Here is a 24,270-nt window from a genome sequence, read left to right on the forward strand (position 1 = left end):
ATAACATTATAATATATATAAAATAATTTATCAAAATATAATTTACTTTGTCTTTTGTGCACTAAAAAAGGAAGCTATTCTTAATAGCTTCCTTTTGCTTATTGGTTTTTGATTTTCTCATCAAGCTCACTTAAGTATTCCCAACGTTCCATTTTATGCTCAAGCTGACTTTCTAGTTGTTCTTTTTCTTTTATTAAGTCATTTAATTTACTATAGTTACTTGCTTCCTTCGCCATCTCTGATTCTATATTTTCAAGACTTGCTTCTAACTTTTCAATATCTGCCTCGATATGTTCAAACTCCATTTTTTCGTTATAGCTCATTTTAAGTTTTGTTTGACTGTTTTTCTTCCAACTGTCTGTTTTTGCTTTATTATCTTGTTTAACTGGCGTAGCGATTTGCCCTTCCTGCTTACGGTGCTCTATATAGTCACTATAACCACCTACACTATCACGAATCACACCATTACCTTCAAATACAAAAAGCTTGTCTGAAATACGGTCAAGGAAATAACGATCATGTGAAACAGCAATAACAGGCCCTGCAAACTGTTCGATATAATCTTCTAATATTTGTAATGTCTGTATATCTAAATCATTAGTAGGCTCATCTAAGAGAAGTACATTGACATCATTCATCAGTACTCCTAATAAATATAGTCGGCGTTTTTCACCACCTGATAGCTTACCAATTGGCGTATACTGCATATGTGATGGGAATAAGAAACGCTCAAGCATTTTACTTGCTGATATAAAGCTGCCATCTTCTGCTCTTACATATTCACCACGTTCTTTCACATAATCAATTACACGCATGGTATCATCCATGCCTTTACTTTCTTGGCTATAGTAACCAATACGTACTGTCTCCCCAATTTCAATCGTCCCACTATCTGGTTTAATTTCTTCTGTAATAAGATTTAAAAGGGTAGATTTGCCTAAACCATTATTACCGATAATCCCAATACGTTCACCTTTAATAAAGTTATACGTAAAATCACGAATAAGTACCTTATCTCCATAAGCCTTACATACATCTTGCATTTCTATCACTTTTTTACCAAGCCTTGAAGTGGCAAACCCCATCTCCATCTTATCACTTTGCTTAAACTGCATTTGGTCTTTGAGTTCGTAGAAACGTTCCTGTCTTGCTTTCTGCTTTGTTCTTCTTGCCTCTACTCCCTTACGCATCCATTCTAATTCTTGCTTATAGAGGGTTTTCTGTTTATCTTCCATACGCTTTTGAATGCTTTCTCTCTGTGCTTTAAGTTCAAGATAAGTCCCATAATTACCTTCATACGTATAGAGCTTACCATCTTCTAGTTCCACAATTTTATTTGTTACACGGTCAAGGAAGTAACGGTCATGAGTTACCATAAGTACAGCACATTTTTTATTTTTAAGAACTTCTTCTAAATAATCGATAGTATCATTATCCAGGTGGTTAGTAGGCTCATCCATAATAAGTAGATTACATGGTCTAATGAGTGCACCTGCTAGTGCGATACGCTTTTTCTGCCCACCTGATAAATTTCCTACTTTCTGATTAAATTCACTAATCCCCAGTTTGGTTAATACTGCTTTCGCTTCACTTTCTGCTTGCCATGCATCTACTGCATCCATCTCAGTTGTAAGTTTTAATAATTTTTCTTGTAAAGCTTCATTATCTGGCTCTTTCTCTAAGGCTATTGTGACTTCTTCATAATTTTTAAGAACCTGCATAAATCGAGAAGTTCCTTTGAAAATCTGTTCAATAACTGTAGCCTCAGGATCAAAATAAGGGTTCTGTGGCAAATATTCTATCATAAGTTCATTAGAAGTTGTAATTTCTCCTGCGTCAGCTGTTTCAAGCCCTGCTAATATTTTAAGAAGACTTGATTTTCCTGTACCATTAATCCCGATTAATCCTATTTTATCTTCACTATGAATACTTAATGCTAATTGATTAAAAATTATTTTTTCACCATAGACTTTTTTTATATCTGTTGCTGCTAATAAAATCATATTATTTCCTTTCACTTTAAGTCAATCTAAAATTTTAATTTTATTATAGCATAGAAGTCCTATTTTGCCTTATCTTTATTCAGCAACATAAATTCATTCATTTGTTTTGTGACAAAATTATCTTTTCCTTTTCTTAAGCTCCTATAAATCCAAAACGAAAAAATAATTCCTATAATAACGCAAATAAGCATATCTTCCATTGTATCACTTAAACTTCCAAGCTGTGCATTGGTTCCAAAGAAAGTATCTCCAACAAATTCGAAGATTTCCCAAAACACTGCACTCGATGAAATAGTGAGGAATATTATAATACTAATAAGCCCATATTTTTGATTTTTAAAAGTCATAAGTTCTGGATCACATAATCTTAATATGACAAGTCCACCTAATCCTACTACAAAAGCAGATAATCCATGCAATAATAGATCCCACCAACTGATCACATCATAAGCTCTTAAATATGTCCCACACCACTGAGACAATAGAACAAACACTATAAAAAAGTAATTCATAAATTTTGTTAGCTCTACACCTGTTGTAAACTTTAATGCTTCAGGTAGAAAACTTACCAAAAGCACAGAGGCCACAACAAGCACTTGAATCCACTGCATTGTACATATTAGATAAATCATATTAATGATTAATAAAATCCTTATACCCTTTATAATTTGCATGCTTTTACTCCTATACCTTTTATGATTTCTTTATCCTATTCTATATACTATGGTATCTCAGCCTTTGAATATGCATCTAAAAATTTCTATTGACAAATTCTATTTATATCGTTATTATCATATTAGCTTACATGATAGTTTAAATTTTAACTTTAAAAGGGAGTAGTTGAAATATATCATCAACAATCGCGATTGCTCACAATCTGGTGATATATACCATCTGATGGTTACAAGACTTTTAATGGATTTTCAGTGATACTAAGCTGAAAATCCATTAAAAGTCTTTTTTTATTCTACTCAATTCTAAAATTTCGAATTAGGAGGCTCTTTATGGATAAGTTTTTTAATCAATCCCCAAGTAACGTACTTAAACATTTTCATGTATCTCTAGATGGTCTTACCACCAAGGCTGCACAAGAAGCCTTGCAAAACTATGGACCTAATGCACTTTCTGAAGGAAAAAAGAAAAGCATGGTCGTGGTATTTCTAGAGCAATTTAAAGATCTACTTGTATTTATTTTAATTGCTGCTGCTATTATTTCCGCACTATCAGGAAATTTAGAAAGTACTATTGTTATTTTTGCCGTTATTATTCTAAATGCTATTTTAGGCACCGTACAACACTTTAAGGCAGAAAAATCTTTAAGTAGTCTTAAGGCTCTTTCTGCACCCTCTGCTAAAGTCATTCGTAATGGCACAAAAATAGAAATACCTTCTAGTGAAGTGGTTCCAGGCGATATTATCTTCCTAGAAGCTGGCGACCTTATTGTAGCTGATGGAAGGGTTATTGAAAGTTATTCTTTACAAGTTAATGAAAGTTCTCTTACAGGTGAATCTGAAAGCGTTAATAAAACTGCTGAAATTATTGATCGCACTGAAGTTGCCTTAGGTGACCAAATTAATATGGTCTTTTCTGGTTCTCTTGTAACTTATGGACGTGGTATTGTCTTAGTTACTGCAACAGGTATGCAAACTGAAATTGGTAAAATTGCAACACTTATGAATCAGACCCAACAAAAGAAAACACCTCTTCAAGTGAATTTAGACGATTTTAGTAAAAAGCTTGCTATGATTATATTAGGTATTTGCTTTATCGTCTTTACCCTTAGTATTTATCGTAAGATTCCTGTACTAGATTCTCTTATGTTTGCTGTAGCGCTTGCTGTTGCTGCTATTCCTGAAGCTCTTAGTTCTATTGTTACAATAGTATTAGCACTGGGCACACAAAAAATGGCTAAACAAAATGCTATTATGAAAGAGCTTAAAGCTGTAGAAAGTTTAGGTAGTATTTCTATTATCTGTTCCGATAAAACAGGTACACTTACTCAAAACAAGATGACTACGAAAAAAGTTTATCTTAACCACACTCTCGTAGATGGTGATACTTTAGATTATACAAATCCACTGGAGCGTCTATTACTTCAAAGTGCTGTACTTGCTAATGATTCCACCAACCAAGAAGGTCAAGAAATCGGTGACCCCACTGAAGTTGCCCTTGTTAACCTAGGACAAAAACTCGGTCTTAGTGAGATAAGTTTACGTAAGGACTATCCTCGTCTTAGTGAAATACCTTTTGATTCAGATAGAAAGCTCATGTCTACGCTTCACTTTATTGATGGGCAGTACATCTTATTTACAAAAGGTGCTTTTGATGTTTTACTTGACCGTACAAATACCATTGCTACCACAGAGGGTATCCGCGAGCTTACTTTAGAGGATTGTAATCAAATTAATGCAGCTAATCAATCTTTGTCCGAAAATGGCCTTCGTGTATTAGCTTTCGCCTATAAGGTTCTTCCTAGCGAAAAACTCCTTACTCTAGAAGATGAAACAGATTATACCTTCCTAGGACTAATTTCCATGATTGACCCACCTCGTGAAGAATCAAAAGCTGCGGTTGCAGATGCAAGACTTGCTGGTATTAAACCTATTATGATTACTGGAGACCACAAAGTTACTGCTTCTGCTATTGCACGTGAAATCGGTATATTAGCAGATAGTGATATTGCTGTAGAAGGTACAACTCTTGATCATATGACAGATGCTGAACTCGATGAGAAACTCGAACATATCGCTGTTTATGCACGTGTTTCTCCTGAAAATAAAATTCGTATTGTAGATGCATGGCAACGTAAAGGTAAAATTGTAGCCATGACTGGTGATGGTGTTAATGATGCTCCTGCTCTTAAAAAAGCTGATATTGGTATTGCTATGGGTATTACAGGAACGGAAGTTTCTAAAGATGCAGCTGCTATGATTTTGACAGATGATAACTTTGCAACTATTGTCAAAGCTATTACAAATGGACGTAATGTTTATACTAATATTAAAAACTCTATTAAGTTCCTGCTCTCAGGTAATACTTCTGGTATTTTAGCTGTTCTCTATACTTCTATTTGCGCACTTCCTATGCCATTTGCACCTGTTCACCTACTCTTTATCAACTTGGTAACAGACAGTTTACCTGCTATTGCGATTGGTATGGAAGAAGCTACAGATGACCTCCTTCACCAGAAACCACGTAATCCAAGGGCTTCTATTTTATCTAAAGACTTCTTAGTACGCATTCTAGTAGAAGGAAGTATTATAGGTCTCTTTACACTTATCGCTTACCATATAGGCCTTACTACTAGCCCTCAGCTGGCAAGCACCATGGCTTTTGCTACTTTATGTCTAGCACGTTTATTCCATGGTTTTAACTGTAGAGGCAAACAGTCAATCTTTAAACTTGGCTTTGCTTCAAATAAATATAGTCTTTGGGCTTTTTTAGCTGGATTCTTATTCCTAAATGCCGTTCTTTTTATACCAGGACTTACATATTTATTCGAAGTTGCACCACTTACACTTTCTACAACTTTAACGATCTATGGTCTAGCTTTCATGCCTACTGTTATTATTCAAATTTACAAAGTCCTTCGTGAACGTTTTTTAAAATAATATAATTCTTCAAAAATAGTGCTATCCTTAAAATACTTAAGTTGATTAGCACTATTTTTTATAACCTTTCCAAACTCCTCTATTTTACTAGGAATATTCTTTCCAACTTTATGTTACATTTAACCTAAATAGTAACCTTACTCGTGTAGCATGCTCACTAACTCTATCTTGGATTCTTAGCTTTAGACCATACAAGTCATGTAGACCTTGTAGAATTTTACAATTTAGATCTTTAACTTAAATAAAAATAAAAGGATAGTCTTTTATCAAAGACTATCCTTTTATTTTTATTTATCTAGTGTGATCATTTCTAAATGCGTACCTTTTTCTAAGTTCATTAAGACCATTGTTAAAGGTAATCCAAATCGCCTTTTTCCACATGCTCCAGGATTAATATATGTTGTTTTGCTTTTATAATGTATATCAAACTGATGAGAATGACCACTTATAATAAAATCATAACCTTTAGGCACTTCCTTAATACTCTTAAGGTCATGAATCATAAAAAACTTATAACCTTCTAATTCTACTTCTAAGCTTTTGGGTAACCCCATTTCTATCGAGTCGTTATTGCCCTCCACTCCATAAACAGGTGCTATCTTTCTAAGCCTCTCAAGAATTTCCATACCGCCTACATCACCTGCATGAAATAGAGCCATGCATCCTTCTAAATTCTTTAGGACTTCTTCTTTTAAAATACCATGTGTATCTGATAAAATACCAATTTTCATTACGCCTCATCCCATTTGCAAAGGTCTTCTATCACATTCACACATTTTTCTAAATACATAGCATCTATTTCATCAAACCTTGATAAGATTGGACTATCTATATCTAATACCCCCATAATCTCATTCCCTTTTCTTATAGGAATGACAATCTCAGACCTTGATGCACTATCACAAGCAATATGTCCTGGAAAAGCATGTACATCCTTAACAAGTTGTGTTTTATTCTCACTCACTGCCGTACCACATACACCGCGTCCAACAGCAATATGCATACAAGCTACTTTACCTTGGAATGGTCCAAGAAGTAACTCCCCCTTTTTCATCAGGTAAAAACCTACCCAGTTAATCTGTTCTAAACATTCATTTAAAAGTGCTGATGCATTGGATAAAATCGCTATAGGATTTTCTTCTCCTTCAAGTAGTGCTTGAAGCTGCATAAGCATAAGCTCATAAAAAGCATGTTTATCTTCACTTGTTGTCTTTTCTACAATAAACATCTCTCTTACTCCTTTACTGTATCAATCCTATTTTTCTTATTATCGCAAATCCTCACGCCTATTTCAATGGAAAACAAAAAAATCTCTCATCCTATAAGGCTAAGAGATTTTTTACATCATCTGAAAATCGATCTATCAAAAAAGCTTTATTTTGATGATAATATTTTTGCATACGTTTTGAGACATTAGGCGGATACTCATACCTTATCTGCTTAATTCCTTCTTCAAGTACTGCTAATGCCATATGTCTAATTTCTTCTTCCTTTAAAACATTTCCTTCTTGCGCTTTATAACTGCTTTTATACATTTGTGCCTTTGCTTGATATAAAATAGTGTAGGCATCCATATTCGTAGTCATTTTATTCACCCTTTCCCCTTTGACGTTTATATTCTAACCTCTTTTCCATAAATTGTAAATACTGTTTTCAGCACTATGTATTAAATTCAAAAAATTAATTGAGCAGTTTTTCTTCTTTCTTTACTTATGGTAAGGATTTCAATTAGCCAATATGAACTTTTTTTTAGACTTTTTTTGTTCATTATACTAAACCTATCTAATAAAAGATCTTATTTTATCTTAAATTTTAATAACTTTTTCAAACTTGGATAAACTAGCAGGTATGTAAAAGATTTTTAAAGGAGGCTTCATATGAAAAAACTTTATCATTTAGGCGTACTTCTCTTAAGTTTCGTCTGCCTACTTATGCCTATTTATGCAAGCTCACTGGATAATACTAAAATAGACTGGTGGCTTGTTAGAAGCAAGGATCATTCTACACCACGTATTAATGAAAATCTTAAATTTGATCTTAAAACTTATGATGCCTATTATGTAGGTGATACTTCCTCAAAAGTGCTCTACCTGACTTTTGATGAGGGATATGAAAAGGGCTATACACCTAAAATTTTAGATGTTTTAAAAGAAAAAGATGTAAAGGCTATTTTCTTTGTAACTTCTCCTTATGTAAAAAGTAACCCTGACCTCATCAAACGTATGGTAGATGAAGGGCATATTGTAGCTAACCACTCTAATCACCACCCTTCTATGCCAAGCTATACAGGGGATCCTAATAAATTTGCTAATGAACTTAACGATGTAGCTGCTAAATACGAAGAAATTATAGGTAAGCCTATGGTTAAACTTTTTAGACCACCTATGGGACATTATTCTGAGAAGAGCCTTGCTATGACTAAAGAACTAGGGTATAAAACGGTTTTCTGGAGTTTTGCTTATAGCGACTATAATGTAGACAAACAACCTTCTCACGAAACAGCTAAGAAAATGATTTTAGATAATCTGCACAATGGTTCTATCATGCTTTTACATGCTATTTCCAAAACGAATACAGAAGTTTTAGGCGAAGTGATTGATCAGGCTCGTCAAATGGGCTATACTTTTGAACTTTTCCAGTAACTCATAAAAAAGAGTAGAACAAAATGAATTTTGTTCTACTCTTTTTTATGTATATTAAGCCTTTGCTGTTTGTTTAATTAAAAATACCATATTATCTGCAAGTGTTTCAAGGGTTGCTACCCCTTCCTCATCTTTTAGCAAGTCTCCTCTTTTTAGCGCCAAACTCATATTCCAGTAACTAGAAGATGCTATCGTCATTTCATTAATGCCATAGAAAAAGTTGATTGCTGAGTAAACAAAATTGCTCCCTGCTCTACGTGCTGGTACAACACTTGCACCCACTTTACGTTTTAACGGGTTACCATTTGCCATAGCAACATAACCACATCTATCTATAAAAGCTTTAACTTCTGTTGTCACATTACTAAAGTAAGAAGGTGAACCAATAATAAGTCCATCTGCTTCAAATACTTTTTGTATAACCTCATTCATCCCATCATCTGTTACACATTTTCCATTTTTCATTTTAAAACAACCATTACAAGCCCTGCATCCCGCAAAAGTATGTCCACCCAATTGAATAATCTCTGTTTCAATACCTTCTTTTTCAAGAATTTCTTTCATAACTTCTAGTCCAGCCATGGTGTTACCATTGGCTCTTGGACTCCCATTTAAAGCAACTACTTTCATATTTCCTTCCTTACTTTCTTTAAAAATTTAATATTTGTGCTTCTATTTTATCAAAAATTCTTTTATTTTCCTATTATAAAGTAGATAAATCAATCTGCTTTTTTCTTCTGCTAGTATAGTCATCCTATAAATAGATGCATAGGCTCCCCTCCATACTCCCTTTATTACAGTATATGCAGAGGATGACTCTCACATCTTATTTTTTAAATTGTAAAATATAGAGATAAGCACCTTCTTTTTTAGATAGCATTTCTGTCTTTAGTATAGTATAAGAATCTCTTTGTCTTAAGCTTCTTTCCATAAGTGCTTTGTTTCTTGTATAAAGAATAAGTACAGATTCATCTTCTAACAAATGAGGCACCTTTTCAAAAAATCTATCATATAAAAGAGCAAGTTCACCCTCTGTCGTTCTTCCTGTGGCTGTTGGCATATTAGTAAATAACTCATCAAAAAGATACTTATGTGTAAAATCAAAGAAATCCTTTGTTATAAAGTAAATATCTGTATCTGCCCAGTTACTATTTTCAATAGCACCATCAATAGCTTCTCCATAAAGGTCCACCCCATACATCACTTTAGCTTTCTTCACTTGATTACGTTCAATAAGCATAGTGCCTACACCACAGAATGGATCTAATACCTGAGCCTCTTCTTTTAAGTAATCTTTAGCAAGTTGTGTAATAAGTGCCGCTGTATCTGGGGCTATACTTGCTGCTACTGTATTTTTTCTATAACTAAATCGGTTATCTTCTATAGTGTATAATTTAAGTAAGACATTAAAACGACCTTCTTTATTTTCAATAAGACGGATTTCAAATTCATAGTGTGAAGTAGAATTAATAAGCTGTCTTTTTGTTAAATTTTCTAATTCTGCACCCATCTTTTTTGTAAAGGCACTTTTTTTATCAAGAGGCATCTTGGTTTTCATTTCAATTCTGAAATAGTAAGGTGGATACCCCATATGTCTCTCATTCATAAATTCTAATAATCCACCTTCTACAAGAGTCTTACTTGCTTTGATTGGATCATATTCTACTGTTCCTACTTCTTTTAATTTGAAAAGCAGTTCCTTATACGTTCTAATTTTAAGAATCTCTTTAAGGTGATTCGTACGTACCAGAACACCTGCTCCAAAAGTTTTTGCCTGTCCCTTTCTAATTTGATCTGCTGTTATATGTTGATGCTCACGATTTGTAATAAGAACAAGATCACTTGCTTCAGTATAACCATTAAACGTATGTGGCTTTGGCTCCTCTACCTTTACAAGCAAACTGGTTAAAATGCGAATTTCTTCTTGAATATGTTTTTTATTACTTTCTTCTACAGGTGTCTGTGTTAAATCGTTTAGTCTGGCTTTAAACTGCTCCACTAATGGCATATAGTCAAAAAAGCTTAAGGCAGTTAAGTAATCACTTTTTACGAATAGCTTCTCTTCTTTTTCATAAGCTGCATAAAGCTTGTCCATAAACTCCGGGATACTAAGCTCTCCCATAATAAGTGCTACATTTTTTCGTATTTTTGCATCTTCATCCTCTAATAATGTATAAAGGGTACTGTAATCCCCATCTAGTTCATACATAAACACTCTTTTGTTATGATAATCTTTAATAAGCTTTCTTAGCTCAATTAAATTTTTTCTTACTTCATTACCTTGTACCACTTGTTTATAAAGTTCTGTAATCATGCCGTCTCCTAACGTATTACTCTTATTGTATTCTGTTACTTAATCTAACATCTTTTGATGTATTACACAACTCTTCTACTTTATTTTTATACTTTTGTAGTATCTTATTCAATATTCGTTCATTTATTTACTCTATACTATAAAAGACTATGGGAGCTTATAAGGAGAGATTAAAATGTTAAGAAATTCTAAACCTCGCTATAAAAAGAATGTTAAGAAAAAGAAAACCTTATTAGGTCTCTTTCTAAAATCCTGCATCTATACCTTTCTTGGTCTTATTTTGACAGGTATTGCTTCTTTTTATATTTTCATTGTATCCGGCTGGATTAAACCTACTCAAGAACTTTGGGTCACAACAGCTATGACTACCTTAAATCATAAATGGCTTGCTACTGCTTTTATTAAAGAAGAGACTATAGAGGATATTATGAAGCGTAATCAAGTAGATGATTCAGGTTATGAAACTTCCACAGACCTCGTTGAAATTCCTATTTCTTCTAAAGATGAAACAGCTTCTTCTAATACAGAAACACCTAAAGAAGATTACATAGATGAAGGGTATACAAAACTTGAAGAAGGTATTTATGTGAAAGATGTAAGTGGTGGCACATGGAAAGGGAAACTTATGCTTATTAGTGACCCATCCCGTGTTACGCTCGCTCAAACACGTTATCAATTTGAACGTGGTGACTTAGTTAAAACAATGGTGCAAACCCACAATGCACGTGCTGGTATTAATGCAGGTGGCTTTGTAGATGGTCCTAACTATGACTCAAACGGTGGCACACCAGCTGGACTTCTTATTGTCAATAATGAGCTCATTCAATCTAATGGCAATATGAAACATAGTGTTATTGGTTTTAATCAGGACAATGTCCTCGTCCTTGGAAAAATGACAAAGCAAGAAGCCCTAGATGCTAATCTTAGAGATGCTGTAGACTTTAGACCTTTCCTCATTGTGAATGGTGAAAAAACGATTAAAGAAGGTACAGGTGGTTGGGGAATTGCTCCTCGTACAGCTATTGGTCAGCGTAAAACAGGTGAAGTACTTTTCCTCTGTATAGATGGTAGACAGCCGGGACATAGCCTTGGTACAGACTTAGATGTCCTTCAAAACACCCTTTATGATGAAGGCTGTATCAATGCAGCTATGTTAGATGGTGGTAGCTCTACTGTTATGTACTATAAAGATGACTATGTGAACAAACCAAGTTTAGGCCACGAGCGCTACATTAACAACGCTTGGATTATTAAATAAAATAAAAGACACTATTAATTTAAATTAATAGTGTCTTTTATTTTACTTTTTTATGTTCATCCGTATTTATTAATTAATATTTTTCCAATGGTAAATCATCTAATAATAATTACCTTATCAGCAACACTTTGAAGTTTCTCTTCATCTAAGTAAATGCCAAATCCATGACCTGTTCTACTGGCATTAATTGGATTTTCACTACTATCAGTAGCCATTTTAAGCACTGCGTCATAATAAAAATCGGATTCTATCTCTTTTTCTGTAGCTTCTACCCAAACTGCTGATAATCCAATAGCCAATTGCTGCCAAATGGTACAGCCAGGTCCGACTAAGCTATCATCTCCTATCATTAACCTTGCTCCTAGACTACGAATTTTTTCAGCTAATGCTATAGCGTCAATAATAGATGCCGAAGTCCCTGGGTGAATATTGTAGACTTCCCCCATTCCACCTATAATCTCTTCTCTCGATTTTCTTGCTGGCCTCATAGGATAATCTGGTATTAAAACTAGTGGCTGCACTAGATTTTGTAACCTCATCCATTCTCCTCTCTGAAGAAATGCTGGATCCTCACAAGCATCTAACCCTACTTCATATAAATGTTTTAAACTAGTTGCAATTCTATCTAGATCCTTTTGTGTTCCTTCTGGTCTATACCCGCAATTCACATCCCCAATAAGGTACGCTTCACTACGCGAAAGATACTTTCTAACTGTGTTAATGACTTGACAATCAAGCTCTTCACGTCCAAATAATTTTACTTTAATAAAACGTGTCTTTTCCTTTAAAATAGCATATTGAACCTTTGATTCTATAAAGTTCAAATCATCACTAAGAATTACATAGACCCCACAAACAGGTTCTGTACCTGGTAGTTCTAAAAGTTCCATAGCATTTTTCTTCTCTAGTTTTCCCCACAGATCTATCAAACACATTTCTACCATTTCTGTCATACGATCCTGCCAGGTATCAAGATGACTTCTAAGATGCTCTATTGCATTACCTACTGTCTGTCCTACTAATTCCTTGATCCAGTTACACCAATCATCTAGCAAAATATCTGGTTGATTGACAGAAATAATATTTTCTCCATAACCTGTCTCATCCCCAGCTTTAATCGCTACAAATATATGCTGTCTACTCGTCCAAGTTCCAAAACTAAATTTTTTTGTAGCATGAATCTGAAATAAATATAACTTCGCTTCAGTTATTACAGCATTTACATTTTCATATGACCTCATATCATATATTCTCCTATATAAGTTATTTATACTGTACTAAATAAAACTTAAATTAGCTACTTTTCATTCAGAAATATGATTTAAGAAACCATCCTTTTGTTCCTTTAACCAAATTACTAATTCTTCCTCTAACTTTCTAGAAACAGGATGTTTCCTAAAATCTTCTATCATAGTTGGGCTCATTTGTAATGGATCTTCTTCTAAATCATATAAAAATCTATTAATATGAGGGATTGTATCATATCCAGCTTCTACAACGTATACATATTTAGAAGTACGTACTCCTCTCCATCCAAAATCCATCGGATTCTTTCCAGCTTCTCTAAATAATTCCAAAAATACATCTCGCCCTGGGCAAGCCGCCAAATAACAAATTTTATCTTTATGCACTGACTTACCTCTAATATCTTCAGAACAATCTACTCCTTCAACAGTTTCTGGAATAGGCAGTTGTAAAAGACCTAATAAGGTAGGCATGAAATCTGGACTTCCTATAACTGTTTCACAAACACCTGCCCTTAACCCTCCCCCACCTATAATAAGAGGAATACCTATAGACTCCTCATACCATACATGTTTTGCCATTAGTCCATGTGACCCCATCATATCACCATGATCTGCTGAAAGCACTATAATTGTATCATCATAAAGCCCTTGTTCTTTTAATGTACTTATTAAACGCCCAAACTGATCATCTAACCCAGTCACAGCTGCATAATATTCTTTTGTTACTTGAATAAGCTCTTCCTTACTATAGCCTATTTGTTCATATGTATGTTGATGAATATTATAAAGGTCTACATTTTGTTTTAACTTAATCTCCTCATTTTGATATAAATCTAGATAGCGCTTTGGTACTAAATTATAAGGACTATGAGGAGGATTCCAAGAAATAAATAAAGCAAATGGCTCTTCTCCTACTTGCCTCTTTAGATAGTCAATAGCAATATCTGTTTCATGCTCTGGCGACCAAGTATTAATCTTAATCTGTTTAGAGCTATTTTTCCAATAATGAGGTGTCATATGCTCATCACATGCACCATAAGAATACCAAAAATCAAATCCATGTCTACGTAGTCCTGGTGGTGTATATGCATCCCAATTTTTAGCCCCTGATTCAGGCTCTGATACTCGATTCTGTTCTGGTTCATCTAGATGCCACTTTCCAATATATCCATTCTGATAACCATGAGCTTTTAAAACATCCCCAATACAATTCTCTTTTTCATTAAGGGACATTTCTAATCCTATTTTACAATTGGTAAATATTCCTGTTGAAAGTGGATGTTTCCCTGTGAGTAAGCTTGCTCGATGAGGAGAACATAGAGGAAATGTACTAACTGCATCTGTACAGTATACTGACTCCCTTGCAAATGCATCTATATGAGGTGTTTTAACACCATCTTTTTTCGCGTATCCTACAGCATCTCTACGCCACTGGTCTGCAAATACAAATAATAAATTCTTCTTTCGTTTCTTTTCCTTAAAAAAAGGATCCCTATTTCTGAATGCAAATTCCTTTAGTTGATTATACAATTCATTGGCAACTTCTCGAAACCGACTATTCAAGCAAAGATTATACCTTTCATCTGGATCAGCATGTAAATCATATAATTCTTCTGTTGTATTATCATAAATGTATTTATATCTTCCTTTCACTACCATACGTCTCATGTCACCAAATTGATGATTTCCACAATAAACTCCAAATATAGGTCTTTCCTCTGGCTCTGTTCCATTTAGGATACTTTCCTTCAAAGACTGACCATCTAAATCATTATATGTTCTTAAATTCAACATATCAATCAATGTAGGCACAAAATCAAGATGTGATACTGCTGTAGATAATACCTTATTCTCTTCCCCCGGTATATGAAAAATCGCAGGTACTCTTACTGCTGGTTCATACATTTCCATCTTTTGATACATACTATGTTGTCCCATATGTTCTCCATGATCTGTTGTGAATACAAGCATTGTATTATTATCTAATCCTGTCTTTCTTAAAGTCTCTCTAATTTTTCCAATCTGACTATCACATAAATGAGAAAGTGCTAGATGAGCATGCCACCCTTCCTTCCAGCCATTTTTAGGAGGATATTGTCCTAGTTGCGCTGCTACTCCTCTACAGCGATTCTCTGGCTCTCCAATAGACTTCTCTCCAGTGTACGGTGGTAAAATAATTTGAGACTCATCAAATACATCCCAATGTTCTTTTGGAACAATCAAAGGTGGATGTGGTGCCCACATGTACAAAAATAGTGCAAATGGTTTTTCATGTTGCTTATGCAAATACTCAACTGCACGGTTTGTAAACCATACATCTTTAAAATCCTCTAGCTCATATGGCCAAATAGATGTTCTTGCATTGGAATAACGTCGCCTTTTGTATTCTCCATCTGCCATCTCATCAATTACCACTGAATCTTCTTCTTTTCGTTGAATTGCTATACCTTTCTCCTTAGCATATGCCTCATAAGTATTATCATCCTCCCATACAACATATGGCATAGATTCCTTTAATGGAGGCTTTACACTAATATGATTCACACCAATGTGTGCTACCTCATAACCCGCTTCAAATAACATCTGATGAATTGTTTGATGATTTTGCGCATATTTCCCCTCTAAATCATTTAGCATCATTCCATTTTTTATTGGATTTATTCCCGTTGCTAAAGCAGTTCTGGCAGGGACACATAGTGGACATGTATTATAAGTACGTTCAAATACTACGCTTTCCTCTGCCAGACGATTTAACTCTGGTGTTACTTCTTTTCCTCCAGATATCATTCCAAGAGTATCAGCTCGTTGCTGATCCGTCATAATAAAAACTAAATTTTTTTTCATTTTTACTCCTAACATTTATCTCTTTTTAAATTAATCTAGTGCTCGATAACGTTCATATGCAGTTTGATAAATCTCTATGTATTCTTGAATACCCATTTTCTCAAGTGTCTTCAGATAAGCATCCCACTCATTTTCAATACCACCATTTACAATCCAATTTGCATAACACTGATCTACATAAGCTTTAATGTCTGTCTCAAGAGCAGAAATCTTTTCTACTTCTTCCATAGTAAAATACACGCTTGGAAATACTTGTTCCTTGGCTACATTGTATGGTGCATAAAATTCGTCTAATTCCTTTCTCTCTTGCAGGTTGGCATTTAATTTTAGCTTAGAAGCTATATCCATCGTTACAGCTCCTAGACTATTAACACCTGGTGAATAATCATGAATCATCTCTGTAAACGTCTTACCTTCTGGAACTGGCAAATACTGATAACTTCCATCTTCTTTCTTTTCTAGAGTACGCCCAAAAAGCCCCTGGTCTATTTGAAGCGAAGTCTCAGGATCAAAATGAAGGTCAATCCAACGCATTAAGATTTCAGGATTCTCAGCTTGATTTGTAATAGCAAAGGACCCCTTTGCATTAATAGCTGAGGTATAAGTATTCCAAATTTGTTTTCCATCTTCTCCTTTTAATGGCGCTAAAGGAATAAAATCATCTTTATTTGCTCCTGCACTAGAGGATAGGCTCCATCCCATGAAAGAACCTATATTCTTTTCAGGTGCCTTTATTTTTGCTGTAAAGACATTAAAATCATGCGTAAATCCTTCTTTATCAATTAATTGATTTTTATATAACTCATTAAAATATTGGATGGCTTTTTTAAATGGTTCTGTTATTGCGGTATAGATCACCTTATCATTTTCTATGATGAAGTGATCTGCTCTATCTAGCTGTCCAAAACTTCCGAACAATGAAAAAAGACCATTTTCTCTTCTGTTATAAAGGAAAGTGAATGGAATTTCATCATCACTACGTCCATTACCATTCATATCATTATCACGAAACGCAATTAAAACCTCTCTAAATTCATCTAATGTTTCTGGTACTTCTAAACCTAATTTATCTAACCATACCTTGTTAATAAAAAGTTTGTCATGCGTTGTAGGGGATAACTCAGTTAATGATGGAAGGCTGTAGATATTCCCATCAGGAGCAGTTAGCTGCTTACGATATTCCTCATTACTTTCTAATAGATTTTTCACATTAGGTGCATACTGATCAATTAGATCATTTAAAGGAATTAACATTCCTTGAGAACCATATTTAATGACATCTACATCTGTCAAAATACCCTGACCATAGAATGCATCTGGAAGCTCGCCTGCAAACAAGAGACCTTTCTTTTCCTTCCATCCATCTTCTGAACTCATATTCCAATCAACATGTACCGAAGTATTTTCTTCTAGTTTTTGAAAAAATTCTAACTCTGAGAAGTTTTTATTATGTCTTGATTTAGCCGCAATTTCATAAGTCACTTGCTCATTAACAATTGGCAACCCCACTACATTAAAAATACTCTCTTCTATTGAAGTCGTAGCAGTTGTGGCAGTTTCTGAATTAACCTCAGGTTGTGAAACCTTCTTTGGTACACATCCCGTTAACATTCCTGTTGTCATAGTTGCAGCCAACACTGTACATAATAACTGTTTTTTATTCCATTTCATCAATACTTCCCCCTTATTTGAAAATATCATTTTACATCATCCCTTCACTGCACCAACCATAACACCTTTAGCAAAATATTTTTGAAGAAATGGGTAAATAATGAGTACAGGTAAGGCTGATACTATAATTAGACCATATTTAATCAACTCAGCTGCTTTTTGTTGCTCCATCATACTTTCTATATCAGCCATCATATCAGCTGAAGCTTGGTTCTGCACAAGGATACCCCGTAGAACAAGTTGTAAAGGATACAGCCCTTCATCACGCAAATAAACAAGTCCATTCATAAATTCATTCCAATGTGCAACTCCATAATAAAGTACTAATACTGCTATTATGGACTTAGAAAGTGGCATGATAATTTTGCCAAAGAATTGAAAATGGTTACACCCATCAATGATTGCAGCCTCATACAATTCATCAGGAATATTATTTTGGATATTAGTTTTAGCTATAATAACATTAAATACATTAATCGCTGGAAGTAGTACCATTACCCAAGGTGTATCATATAAACCCATTTTCTGCATGAGAATATAAGTAGGCATTAAACCACCTTGAAAATACATGGTAAACATCATAAAAAATGTAAATAATTTGCGACAGCTAAAATCTTTTCTAGATAATGGATATGCAAATAACATGGTAAGTACAATGTTAATACCAGTCCCAAACAAAGTATAAAAAATAGTATTACCATAAGAACGCCATATTTTTGTATCTTCAAAAATCTTTTGATATCCTAGTGTATTGAATCCTTTAGGAAAAAATATAACTTGACCTGTATTAATAGCATCTGGGTCAGAAAAGGATGCTATTACAATAAAATATAAAGGATATAATACTAATAACGTAATAACTCCTAGTATAATAGCATTAAAAATATCAAATATTAAATCACTCTTACTTTTTGTTCTTAATTTCTTAAACATTGGCTTCACTCCTCTACCATAAGCTATTTTCACTGGTTTTTTGTGCAATTTTGTTAACTGTTACCAATAAAATAATATTAATAACATTATTAAATAAACTAATAGCTGCAGAGTAGCTGTATTGTGCATCAATCAACCCAATTTTATAAATATAGGTAGGTATAATTTCACTAGATGAAATATTTAATCCATTTTGCATTAAGTATGCTTTTTGGAAACCTATGTTCATAACTTTTCCCATTTCCATAATCAGCATCATAGTTATAGTAGGCATAAGACCTGGAATATCAATATACCTAATAATCTGCCACTTATTGGCTCCATCCATTTTTGCTGCTTCATATAAATCTGGACTAATTCCTGTTAAGGCAGCTATGTAGATAATGGCATTCCATCCAGCATTTTGCCATACTCCAGATAATACGAATATAGGTCTAAACCAAGATGGCTCTCCTAAGAAAAATTTAGGTTCTCCTCCTAAAGATGTAATCAGATTATTAATTAAGCCAGTACGTGGTGATAAAAAGATATAAAGCATACCAGTTAAGACAACAATAGAAATAAAGTGAGGACAATAAGTTACCGTCTGAACAAATTTCTTAAACTTTAAATTTTTTACTTGATTGAGTAGAATAGCTAGAATAATAGGAATAGGAAAACCAACAATAATCTGTAGAAAACTTAATGATAACGTATTTTTAATTAATGGCCAAAACTGATAAGAATCAAAAAAACGTTTAAAATATTTAAGTCCTACCCATTCACTTCCCCAAATTCCTTTGCTTGCATAAAAATCTTTAAATGCAATTTGAACACCATACATAGGAAGATAATGAAATACAATGAAATAGATGATTGGCAATAGACACATAATAATAAGTTGCCAATCTTTTCGTATAACTTTGTTAAGCTGAAAAGATAATGTTTTTTTCTCCTGCTTATTAATCACTTGCTACACCTCCTATAAGGATTGTATATAACAAAACTATATAATCTCAATGCTCATTTTTTTTAAAAATAACATTTTTTATATAAATAAATTTTTATATTACTAGTAAACTCAAAAAACTGCCTATAAGATAACTCTTTTTCATCGTTATAATATACATTTTTTATAACAGTTTTCATTTTTTATTATTGAAAATATATGATACATTAACTATAATATATTTAATATTCTAAATTTAATCCCACTTAAAAAGGAGGATACAGATGCATTACTTAAAAATAGACAAGTTATTTCTAAAATTTTTATCTTCCTATATATTAGTTCTTTTACTTCCTATTTTGTTTATTAACGTGCTATTTAGTTATCATTTTATACAATCTTATCAGAAGGAAGTCCATTCTCAAGTCGACATAGATTTAAATCATGTAAGTAACTTAATTGATACAGAAATCCAAACCTTGTCTATGATAGTAAATCAAATGCGTATGTCTCTTAACTTTAGTACTTATAGATTTGATGATAATCCTCTCTTAGGTCGAACATATATGAATACATTATCGATGTATAGTACAACTAATCCTTTTATTCATGAAATGGCATTATACCTACGTAATGAAGACTATATGTTTATTAATAATTCTACCTGTAAAGTAGATTTCTTTTTAGAGCAACTCTATCAATTTGAAAATACTACGCCAATACAACTCAAAGAACTACTCTCTTATAGTGAGCATAGGATTGTTCTACCAGAACAGTCAGTCATTACTCCTGGGAAAGTCATACAGTATATTACTGTATTTTTACCACTTTATTCTGACTATCAGACTATACGAGGGAACTGCATATTTTTTATTAAATCTGATACGATTAGAAAAATAGCCTCTAATCAACTAGGCAAATATGATGCTATCTTTGAAATAAAAGATCAAGATAATCGTATAGTATTTAAGTCAGAATCTCCTCCATCTGTTTCGAACATACCAGACCAAAGTTATTTTACTTCTACCTATATTTCTAATCAAACTGGATGGACTTATACAGCCTATATTCCAAAAAATCAGCACTTTATAAAAAAAATTAGTCTAATGAATAAGGACTTATTAATCACTACTATGCTAGTACTCATACTTTCTAGTTTTCTTATCTTTCTCCTAATGCGTATGAACTATTCTCCAATACATAGGCTTGGGCAAAAAGCGTCTTCCCTTCACCATCTACCAATACCAACTGGTGAACTCGAAACGATTTCAAGTACACTAGATTTCTTATCTCAGCAAAATGAACACCTAACTTCTAAACTACAAAGTAGCCTTTCAGCCATAAAAAATACGCGTCTACAAAAACTCCTCATGGGGCATTACATGAATAAAGAGAACTTTAATCTAGATGTTGAGGACTTAAATTTGGGATATAAAAATGACTGTTTTTTTGTCTCTGTTATACAGTTACATGGCCAAGTAGAGGATATGGATGCCTTTGCACGCTATATCCAAGAACTCCTTCTTGGTTCTATGGAAAGTTTTTATACCTTCGCCCTAGAACCATATAAACTCATTTTAATTAATGGTATTAGACAGGAGAATCAAGATAATATAGAGTATATCTTAGAACAAATGCGCCTCACCATAAAGGAGGAATATCATCTAGATTTAACTATAGGCTCAGGGAATCTATGCTCTAGTACCCTGTCTATTCCTAAATCTTATCTAGAGGCAAGTAGTGCTTTAGACTACCGTTTTGTAAAAGGAAATGGAACTACAATTTTATATAGTGATTTAGTAAAGTTTTCTATAACCTCTCTTCCATACCCTAAACGCCAGTTTGATCATCTTAAAGAGGCCATTTCACACTCCGATGAAGTCTTAATACATAAAGCTGTAGGCTCATTAATTGATTATATACAGAAGAAAAAACTACCTTTATTTGTAGCTAAAGGAATTTGTTTTGATATACTAAGTATATTCATTGAGACTTCTATATCTTTCCCTTATAGTTCTTCAAATACCCTTAATCTATCTAATCTAATGCAACTTGATACAGTAGATGATGTTATTAACTTAATTCAGAAGCTTAATGCAAGTCTACCTCCTCAGTCACTTGAACCCATCAGACAAGATTCGGATATTCTTTTAGAAAAAATCATGGCTTATATCAAAGATAACTGCCTACGTTGTGATTTTTCCATACAAGAGACGGCAGAACATTTTCATATGCTACTCCCTAATCTCAGTCAATTTTTCAAAGAAAAAACTGGTAAAACTATTTTAGATTACTACACAGATTTTAGAATGGATAAGGCAAAAAGACTTCTCCTAGATTATGATTTTCCTCTTAAAGATATTAGCCAGCAAGTGGGCTATTACAATGTTCCAAGCTTTATTAGGCGTTTTAAGCAATTAAATGGGATAACTCCTGGTGATTACCGTAAACAACTGGGCCGCCACTAGTTATTATGATATTTCACATCTATCCTATATTTCCCTAAAAAAAATAAGGACTATGCCACAAGGCATAGTCCTTATTTTTTTTACTCTACTTCATGATCTTTATGTGCGTTGGCTTCTTTCACACGTACACTAGAAATAAGTTTTTTACAATGATTACAAAAATAATTGCTTGCACCACAAGCATTGATTTCTTCTACTTCTTGGTTATAGCAATCTGGACAAATTAGTTTCTCTTTCATATTCCTGCTCCTTTTACGTTTTTAGATGTATAAACTTGCTAATCTTTTGTAATTCTACTCTTCTTTTATTATATAAAGAACATTTAAGTTAATCTATAAAAATTTTATGACGCATTTCTACTACTCATCCGTATATATAGAGTATAGGAATCAAACAAATCCTAGGTCGTTTTTATTCCTATATGTTGTATGCCGCATTTGCAAATGTATTAGTCCCCCTTCTAATACTTTACATGCTGGTTTACAACCAACTCTTTAATAGGAGTTGTGGCAGCCTATTAAAGAGCCTACCCTCATATATATCCTTAAGATTTACCTAACTTCATAAAAGTTATAAGCCTTATCAGCTGTTAAACTCTACTGTCTCTATGTTGCCTCCATACCACTTCTGTGATACATGATCTGGTCATCCCTATCACGAATAGCTCTATGGACATCTCATCTAGCCCGTATAGTTTGCTTAAGAAAATGCTTCTTCTCTTTTATCTCGTAATAATCTTTTGGTTTATATATTGCCACACAAAAAGCCAGCACAATGCCATCAATTTTAAGGGGGGGATGGCTTTGTGCTGGCTTTTAATACTTTTCTATTATTCTATTTAAGTTTCTACTTATACCCTTGTGTAGTCTCTGTATTTATCTGCATAGGTGGTCATACATTCAATATCCAGTACAACCCCTTCTTCCTTATAAGCCTGACCTTTTACCATGCAGTCTTCATTAATCTTAGAGATAAGATTTAAATCTTTATAAGGAATAAACAACTGAGTCTTTATATATTCTGCAAAAATTTCCTCACATATTGTTTCGATAAGGGCTTCCATTCCCCTATTCTGCTTAGCAGAAATTTTAATACCTTCCTGCTCTATACTATCCATTTCAAGTTCATCTATTAAATCTACTTTATTATAGACATAAATCATAGGTACATGCTCTGCACCTATTTGTTTTAAAGTTTCATTGGTTACTTCTATCTGCTTCTTATAATGTGGACTAGAAAGGTCGACAACATGAATTAATAAATCGGCTTCACATACTTCCTCTAAAGTTGATCTAAAGGCTTTTACAAGATGATGTGGTAAATTGCTTACAAACCCTACTGTATCTGAAAGTAGAAAGGCTCTATGATCAGGCAGTTTGATACTTCTAACAGAAGTTTCAAGTGTAGCAAAGAGCATATTTTTTTCAAATACAAGCTTTTCTTCTCCTTTATTAAATTGGCTCACGAGCCGATTCATAATAGTGGACTTACCTGCATTGGTATAGCCTACAAGTGCTACCGTAGGCAAATGAGATTTTCTTCTCTTGTTACGCTGAGTAGTGCGCTGACCTTTTAACTTCTCAAGTTCTTTATTAAGCGCAGCAATTTTTTCTTCTACCTGTCTTCTATCTAACTCTAGCTTCTTCTCCCCTGCCCCTTTATTTTTAGTCCCTACACCGCCACCTTGTCTACCTAGATTTTCATTTGCTCCAATTAATCTTGGCAGGGCATATTCAAGGCTTGCTACTTCGACTTGAAGTTTAGCCTCACGTGTTTTAGCACGCTCACCAAATATATCTAGAATGAGCACTGTTCTATCAATTACTCTACAGCCTATTTCATCCTCAATATTTTTAATCTGAGAAGCAGACAGTTCATTATTAAAAACGACAATGTCTATCTCCTGCACAGCTCTTAAATAAGCCAGTTCCTCAAGTTTACCACTTCCAATATAATATTTAGCATTGATCTTCTTAGCATTCTGCACCATATGTGCTACCACCTGGATATCACATGCCTCACATAAATTCTCAAGTTCAACCATAGATTCTGTATAATCTACTTGATTATCTTTATTTAAACCGACTATTATTCCTCTTTTATTCATAACATAATCTCCTTTTATTCTGTTTCATTAAGCACGAATGAGCACGAGATTATGATGACTCACACCTCGTGCGTTATTTTCTTAGTCTCATGGCCTTAGTCCTCCTTTAATCTATAAAGAGGTATAAAAATACCCCCGTGGCGCATGTGCACATATACTCTGCTCCAAGGGGGAATGTATACCTTATTTACCTAGTCCTATTTATATGAACATTAGTGGGAGCAATGCATTTATTTTTAAATGT

Annotated in this window: 18 protein-coding genes; 4 read left to right on the forward strand and 14 right to left on the reverse strand. The window is 33.7% G+C overall.

Features of this window, described 5'->3' with window-relative positions; translation table 11 throughout:
* Positions 1 to 98: 98 nt before the first annotated feature.
* Both ACLTBU_RS04690 and ACLTBU_RS04695 read right to left on the reverse strand, forming a co-directional pair.
* Positions 99 to 2,003, reverse strand: coding sequence for an ABC-F family ATP-binding cassette domain-containing protein (locus ACLTBU_RS04690; RefSeq protein ID WP_412217872.1), 1,905 nt, complete (start codon positions 2,001 to 2,003; stop codon positions 99 to 101).
* A gap of 59 nt (positions 2,004 to 2,062) precedes the next feature.
* A complete protein-coding gene (locus tag ACLTBU_RS04695) occupies positions 2,063 to 2,677 on the reverse strand; it encodes a hypothetical protein (protein WP_412217875.1) in 615 nt (204 codons plus the stop codon).
* 330 nt (positions 2,678 to 3,007) lie between these two features.
* Between ACLTBU_RS04695 and ACLTBU_RS04700 the strand changes: the two genes are divergently transcribed.
* Entirely contained in the window at positions 3,008 to 5,614 is a 2,607-nt protein-coding gene (locus tag ACLTBU_RS04700) for a cation-translocating P-type ATPase (protein ID WP_177671191.1), read from the forward strand.
* 287 nt (positions 5,615 to 5,901) lie between these two features.
* On the opposite strand, the gene ACLTBU_RS04705 is transcribed toward ACLTBU_RS04700, so the two are convergent.
* The 3 genes from ACLTBU_RS04705 to ACLTBU_RS04715 all read right to left on the reverse strand — a co-directional run bounded on the left by ACLTBU_RS04705 (position 5,902) and on the right by ACLTBU_RS04715 (position 7,209).
* Positions 5,902 to 6,345, reverse strand: a complete 444-nt coding sequence (locus ACLTBU_RS04705; RefSeq protein WP_177671192.1) for a metallophosphoesterase family protein — start codon at positions 6,343 to 6,345, stop codon at positions 5,902 to 5,904.
* The gene (locus tag ACLTBU_RS04710) at positions 6,345 to 6,842 is read right to left on the reverse strand and encodes a GAF domain-containing protein (RefSeq protein WP_412217878.1); all 498 of its coding nucleotides are present in this window, start codon (positions 6,840 to 6,842) and stop codon (positions 6,345 to 6,347) included. The genes ACLTBU_RS04705 and ACLTBU_RS04710 overlap by 1 nt, the downstream gene beginning before the upstream one ends.
* 91 nt (positions 6,843 to 6,933) lie before the next feature.
* Positions 6,934 to 7,209, reverse strand: a complete 276-nt coding sequence (locus ACLTBU_RS04715; RefSeq protein ID WP_320651385.1) for a hypothetical protein — start codon at positions 7,207 to 7,209, stop codon at positions 6,934 to 6,936.
* A 282-nt stretch (positions 7,210 to 7,491) separates the two neighbouring features.
* On the opposite strand from ACLTBU_RS04715, the gene pdaA reads away from it, so the two are divergent.
* Positions 7,492 to 8,256 (forward strand): delta-lactam-biosynthetic de-N-acetylase, encoded by a 765-nt coding sequence (gene pdaA / locus ACLTBU_RS04720; RefSeq protein ID WP_412217880.1) that lies wholly within the window; start codon positions 7,492 to 7,494, stop codon positions 8,254 to 8,256.
* A gap of 54 nt (positions 8,257 to 8,310) precedes the next feature.
* Here pdaA and ACLTBU_RS04725 read toward each other — a convergent pair whose 3' ends face one another.
* Together ACLTBU_RS04725 and ACLTBU_RS04730 are read right to left on the reverse strand one after the other, a co-directional pair.
* Positions 8,311 to 8,886: a flavodoxin family protein gene (locus ACLTBU_RS04725; RefSeq protein WP_177671196.1), complete on the reverse strand. Its 576-nt coding sequence runs from the start codon at positions 8,884 to 8,886 to the stop codon at positions 8,311 to 8,313.
* 196 nt (positions 8,887 to 9,082) lie between these two features.
* Positions 9,083 to 10,570: a TRM11 family SAM-dependent methyltransferase gene (locus ACLTBU_RS04730; protein WP_412217882.1), complete on the reverse strand. Its 1,488-nt coding sequence runs from the start codon at positions 10,568 to 10,570 to the stop codon at positions 9,083 to 9,085.
* Between the two features lie 175 nt (positions 10,571 to 10,745).
* Here ACLTBU_RS04730 and ACLTBU_RS04735 point away from each other — a divergent pair, with 175 nt between their 5' ends.
* Positions 10,746 to 11,828 carry a phosphodiester glycosidase family protein gene (locus ACLTBU_RS04735; RefSeq protein WP_177671198.1) on the forward strand — a complete coding sequence of 361 codons (1,083 nt, stop codon included), beginning with the start codon at positions 10,746 to 10,748 and terminating at the stop codon, positions 11,826 to 11,828.
* Positions 11,829 to 11,923: 95 nt separating this feature from the next.
* On the opposite strand, the gene ACLTBU_RS04740 is transcribed toward ACLTBU_RS04735, so the two are convergent.
* From ACLTBU_RS04740 to ACLTBU_RS04760, 5 genes are all read right to left on the reverse strand, one after another.
* Positions 11,924 to 13,069: a hypothetical protein gene (locus tag ACLTBU_RS04740; protein WP_412217884.1), complete on the reverse strand. Its 1,146-nt coding sequence runs from the start codon at positions 13,067 to 13,069 to the stop codon at positions 11,924 to 11,926.
* 63 nt (positions 13,070 to 13,132) lie between these two features.
* Entirely contained in the window at positions 13,133 to 15,919 is a 2,787-nt protein-coding gene (locus tag ACLTBU_RS04745) for a sulfatase-like hydrolase/transferase (RefSeq protein ID WP_412217887.1), read from the reverse strand.
* Between the two features lie 30 nt (positions 15,920 to 15,949).
* On the reverse strand, positions 15,950 to 17,590 hold the full coding sequence (locus tag ACLTBU_RS04750; protein WP_412217889.1) for a hypothetical protein: 1,641 nt from the start codon (positions 17,588 to 17,590) through the stop codon (positions 15,950 to 15,952).
* Between the two features lie 36 nt (positions 17,591 to 17,626).
* Positions 17,627 to 18,523 carry a carbohydrate ABC transporter permease gene (locus ACLTBU_RS04755; RefSeq protein ID WP_412217891.1) on the reverse strand — a complete coding sequence of 299 codons (897 nt, stop codon included), beginning with the start codon at positions 18,521 to 18,523 and terminating at the stop codon, positions 17,627 to 17,629.
* Positions 18,524 to 18,536: 13 nt separating this feature from the next.
* The gene (locus ACLTBU_RS04760) at positions 18,537 to 19,472 is read right to left on the reverse strand and encodes an ABC transporter permease (RefSeq protein ID WP_412217893.1); all 936 of its coding nucleotides are present in this window, start codon (positions 19,470 to 19,472) and stop codon (positions 18,537 to 18,539) included.
* A gap of 263 nt (positions 19,473 to 19,735) precedes the next feature.
* Between ACLTBU_RS04760 and ACLTBU_RS04765 the strand changes: the two genes are divergently transcribed.
* A complete protein-coding gene (locus ACLTBU_RS04765) occupies positions 19,736 to 21,919 on the forward strand; it encodes a helix-turn-helix domain-containing protein (RefSeq protein ID WP_412217895.1) in 2,184 nt (727 codons plus the stop codon).
* Between the two features lie 80 nt (positions 21,920 to 21,999).
* Here the strand turns inward: ACLTBU_RS04765 and ACLTBU_RS04770 are convergent, their stop codons facing one another.
* Together ACLTBU_RS04770 and hflX are read right to left on the reverse strand one after the other, a co-directional pair.
* Positions 22,000 to 22,158: a zinc-ribbon domain-containing protein gene (locus ACLTBU_RS04770; RefSeq protein WP_177671199.1), complete on the reverse strand. Its 159-nt coding sequence runs from the start codon at positions 22,156 to 22,158 to the stop codon at positions 22,000 to 22,002.
* A gap of 611 nt (positions 22,159 to 22,769) precedes the next feature.
* Positions 22,770 to 24,026 carry a GTPase HflX gene (gene hflX, locus ACLTBU_RS04775; RefSeq protein WP_249331147.1) on the reverse strand — a complete coding sequence of 419 codons (1,257 nt, stop codon included), beginning with the start codon at positions 24,024 to 24,026 and terminating at the stop codon, positions 22,770 to 22,772.
* Positions 24,027 to 24,270 lie beyond the last annotated feature (244 nt).

Origin of the sequence: Zhenhengia sp., from assembly GCF_046966505.1 — a bacterium.
Classification (GTDB): Bacteria; Bacillota; Clostridia; order Lachnospirales; family Cellulosilyticaceae; genus Zhenhengia; species Zhenhengia yiwuensis.

Excerpts from the sequence above, each read along its gene's own strand:
- ACLTBU_RS04690 (WP_412217872.1), bottom strand. The coding sequence starts at position 2,003 with ATGATTTTATTAGCAGCAACAGATATAAAAAAAGTCTATGGTGAAAAA.
- ACLTBU_RS04695 (WP_412217875.1), bottom strand. The coding sequence starts at position 2,677 with ATGCAAATTATAAAGGGTATAAGGATTTTATTAATCATTAATATGATT.
- ACLTBU_RS04700 (WP_177671191.1), top strand. The coding sequence starts at position 3,008 with ATGGATAAGTTTTTTAATCAATCCCCAAGTAACGTACTTAAACATTTT.
- ACLTBU_RS04705 (WP_177671192.1), bottom strand. The coding sequence starts at position 6,345 with ATGAAAATTGGTATTTTATCAGATACACATGGTATTTTAAAAGAAGAA.
- ACLTBU_RS04710 (WP_412217878.1), bottom strand. The coding sequence starts at position 6,842 with ATGTTTATTGTAGAAAAGACAACAAGTGAAGATAAACATGCTTTTTAT.
- pdaA (WP_412217880.1), top strand. The coding sequence starts at position 7,492 with ATGAAAAAACTTTATCATTTAGGCGTACTTCTCTTAAGTTTCGTCTGC.
- ACLTBU_RS04725 (WP_177671196.1), bottom strand. The coding sequence starts at position 8,886 with ATGAAAGTAGTTGCTTTAAATGGGAGTCCAAGAGCCAATGGTAACACC.
- ACLTBU_RS04730 (WP_412217882.1), bottom strand. The coding sequence starts at position 10,570 with ATGATTACAGAACTTTATAAACAAGTGGTACAAGGTAATGAAGTAAGA.
- ACLTBU_RS04735 (WP_177671198.1), top strand. The coding sequence starts at position 10,746 with ATGTTAAGAAATTCTAAACCTCGCTATAAAAAGAATGTTAAGAAAAAG.
- ACLTBU_RS04740 (WP_412217884.1), bottom strand. The coding sequence starts at position 13,069 with ATGAGGTCATATGAAAATGTAAATGCTGTAATAACTGAAGCGAAGTTA.
- ACLTBU_RS04745 (WP_412217887.1), bottom strand. The coding sequence starts at position 15,919 with ATGAAAAAAAATTTAGTTTTTATTATGACGGATCAGCAACGAGCTGAT.
- ACLTBU_RS04750 (WP_412217889.1), bottom strand. The coding sequence starts at position 17,590 with ATGAAATGGAATAAAAAACAGTTATTATGTACAGTGTTGGCTGCAACT.
- ACLTBU_RS04755 (WP_412217891.1), bottom strand. The coding sequence starts at position 18,523 with ATGTTTAAGAAATTAAGAACAAAAAGTAAGAGTGATTTAATATTTGAT.
- ACLTBU_RS04765 (WP_412217895.1), top strand. The coding sequence starts at position 19,736 with ATGCATTACTTAAAAATAGACAAGTTATTTCTAAAATTTTTATCTTCC.
- ACLTBU_RS04770 (WP_177671199.1), bottom strand. The coding sequence starts at position 22,158 with ATGAAAGAGAAACTAATTTGTCCAGATTGCTATAACCAAGAAGTAGAA.
- hflX (WP_249331147.1), bottom strand. The coding sequence starts at position 24,026 with ATGAATAAAAGAGGAATAATAGTCGGTTTAAATAAAGATAATCAAGTA.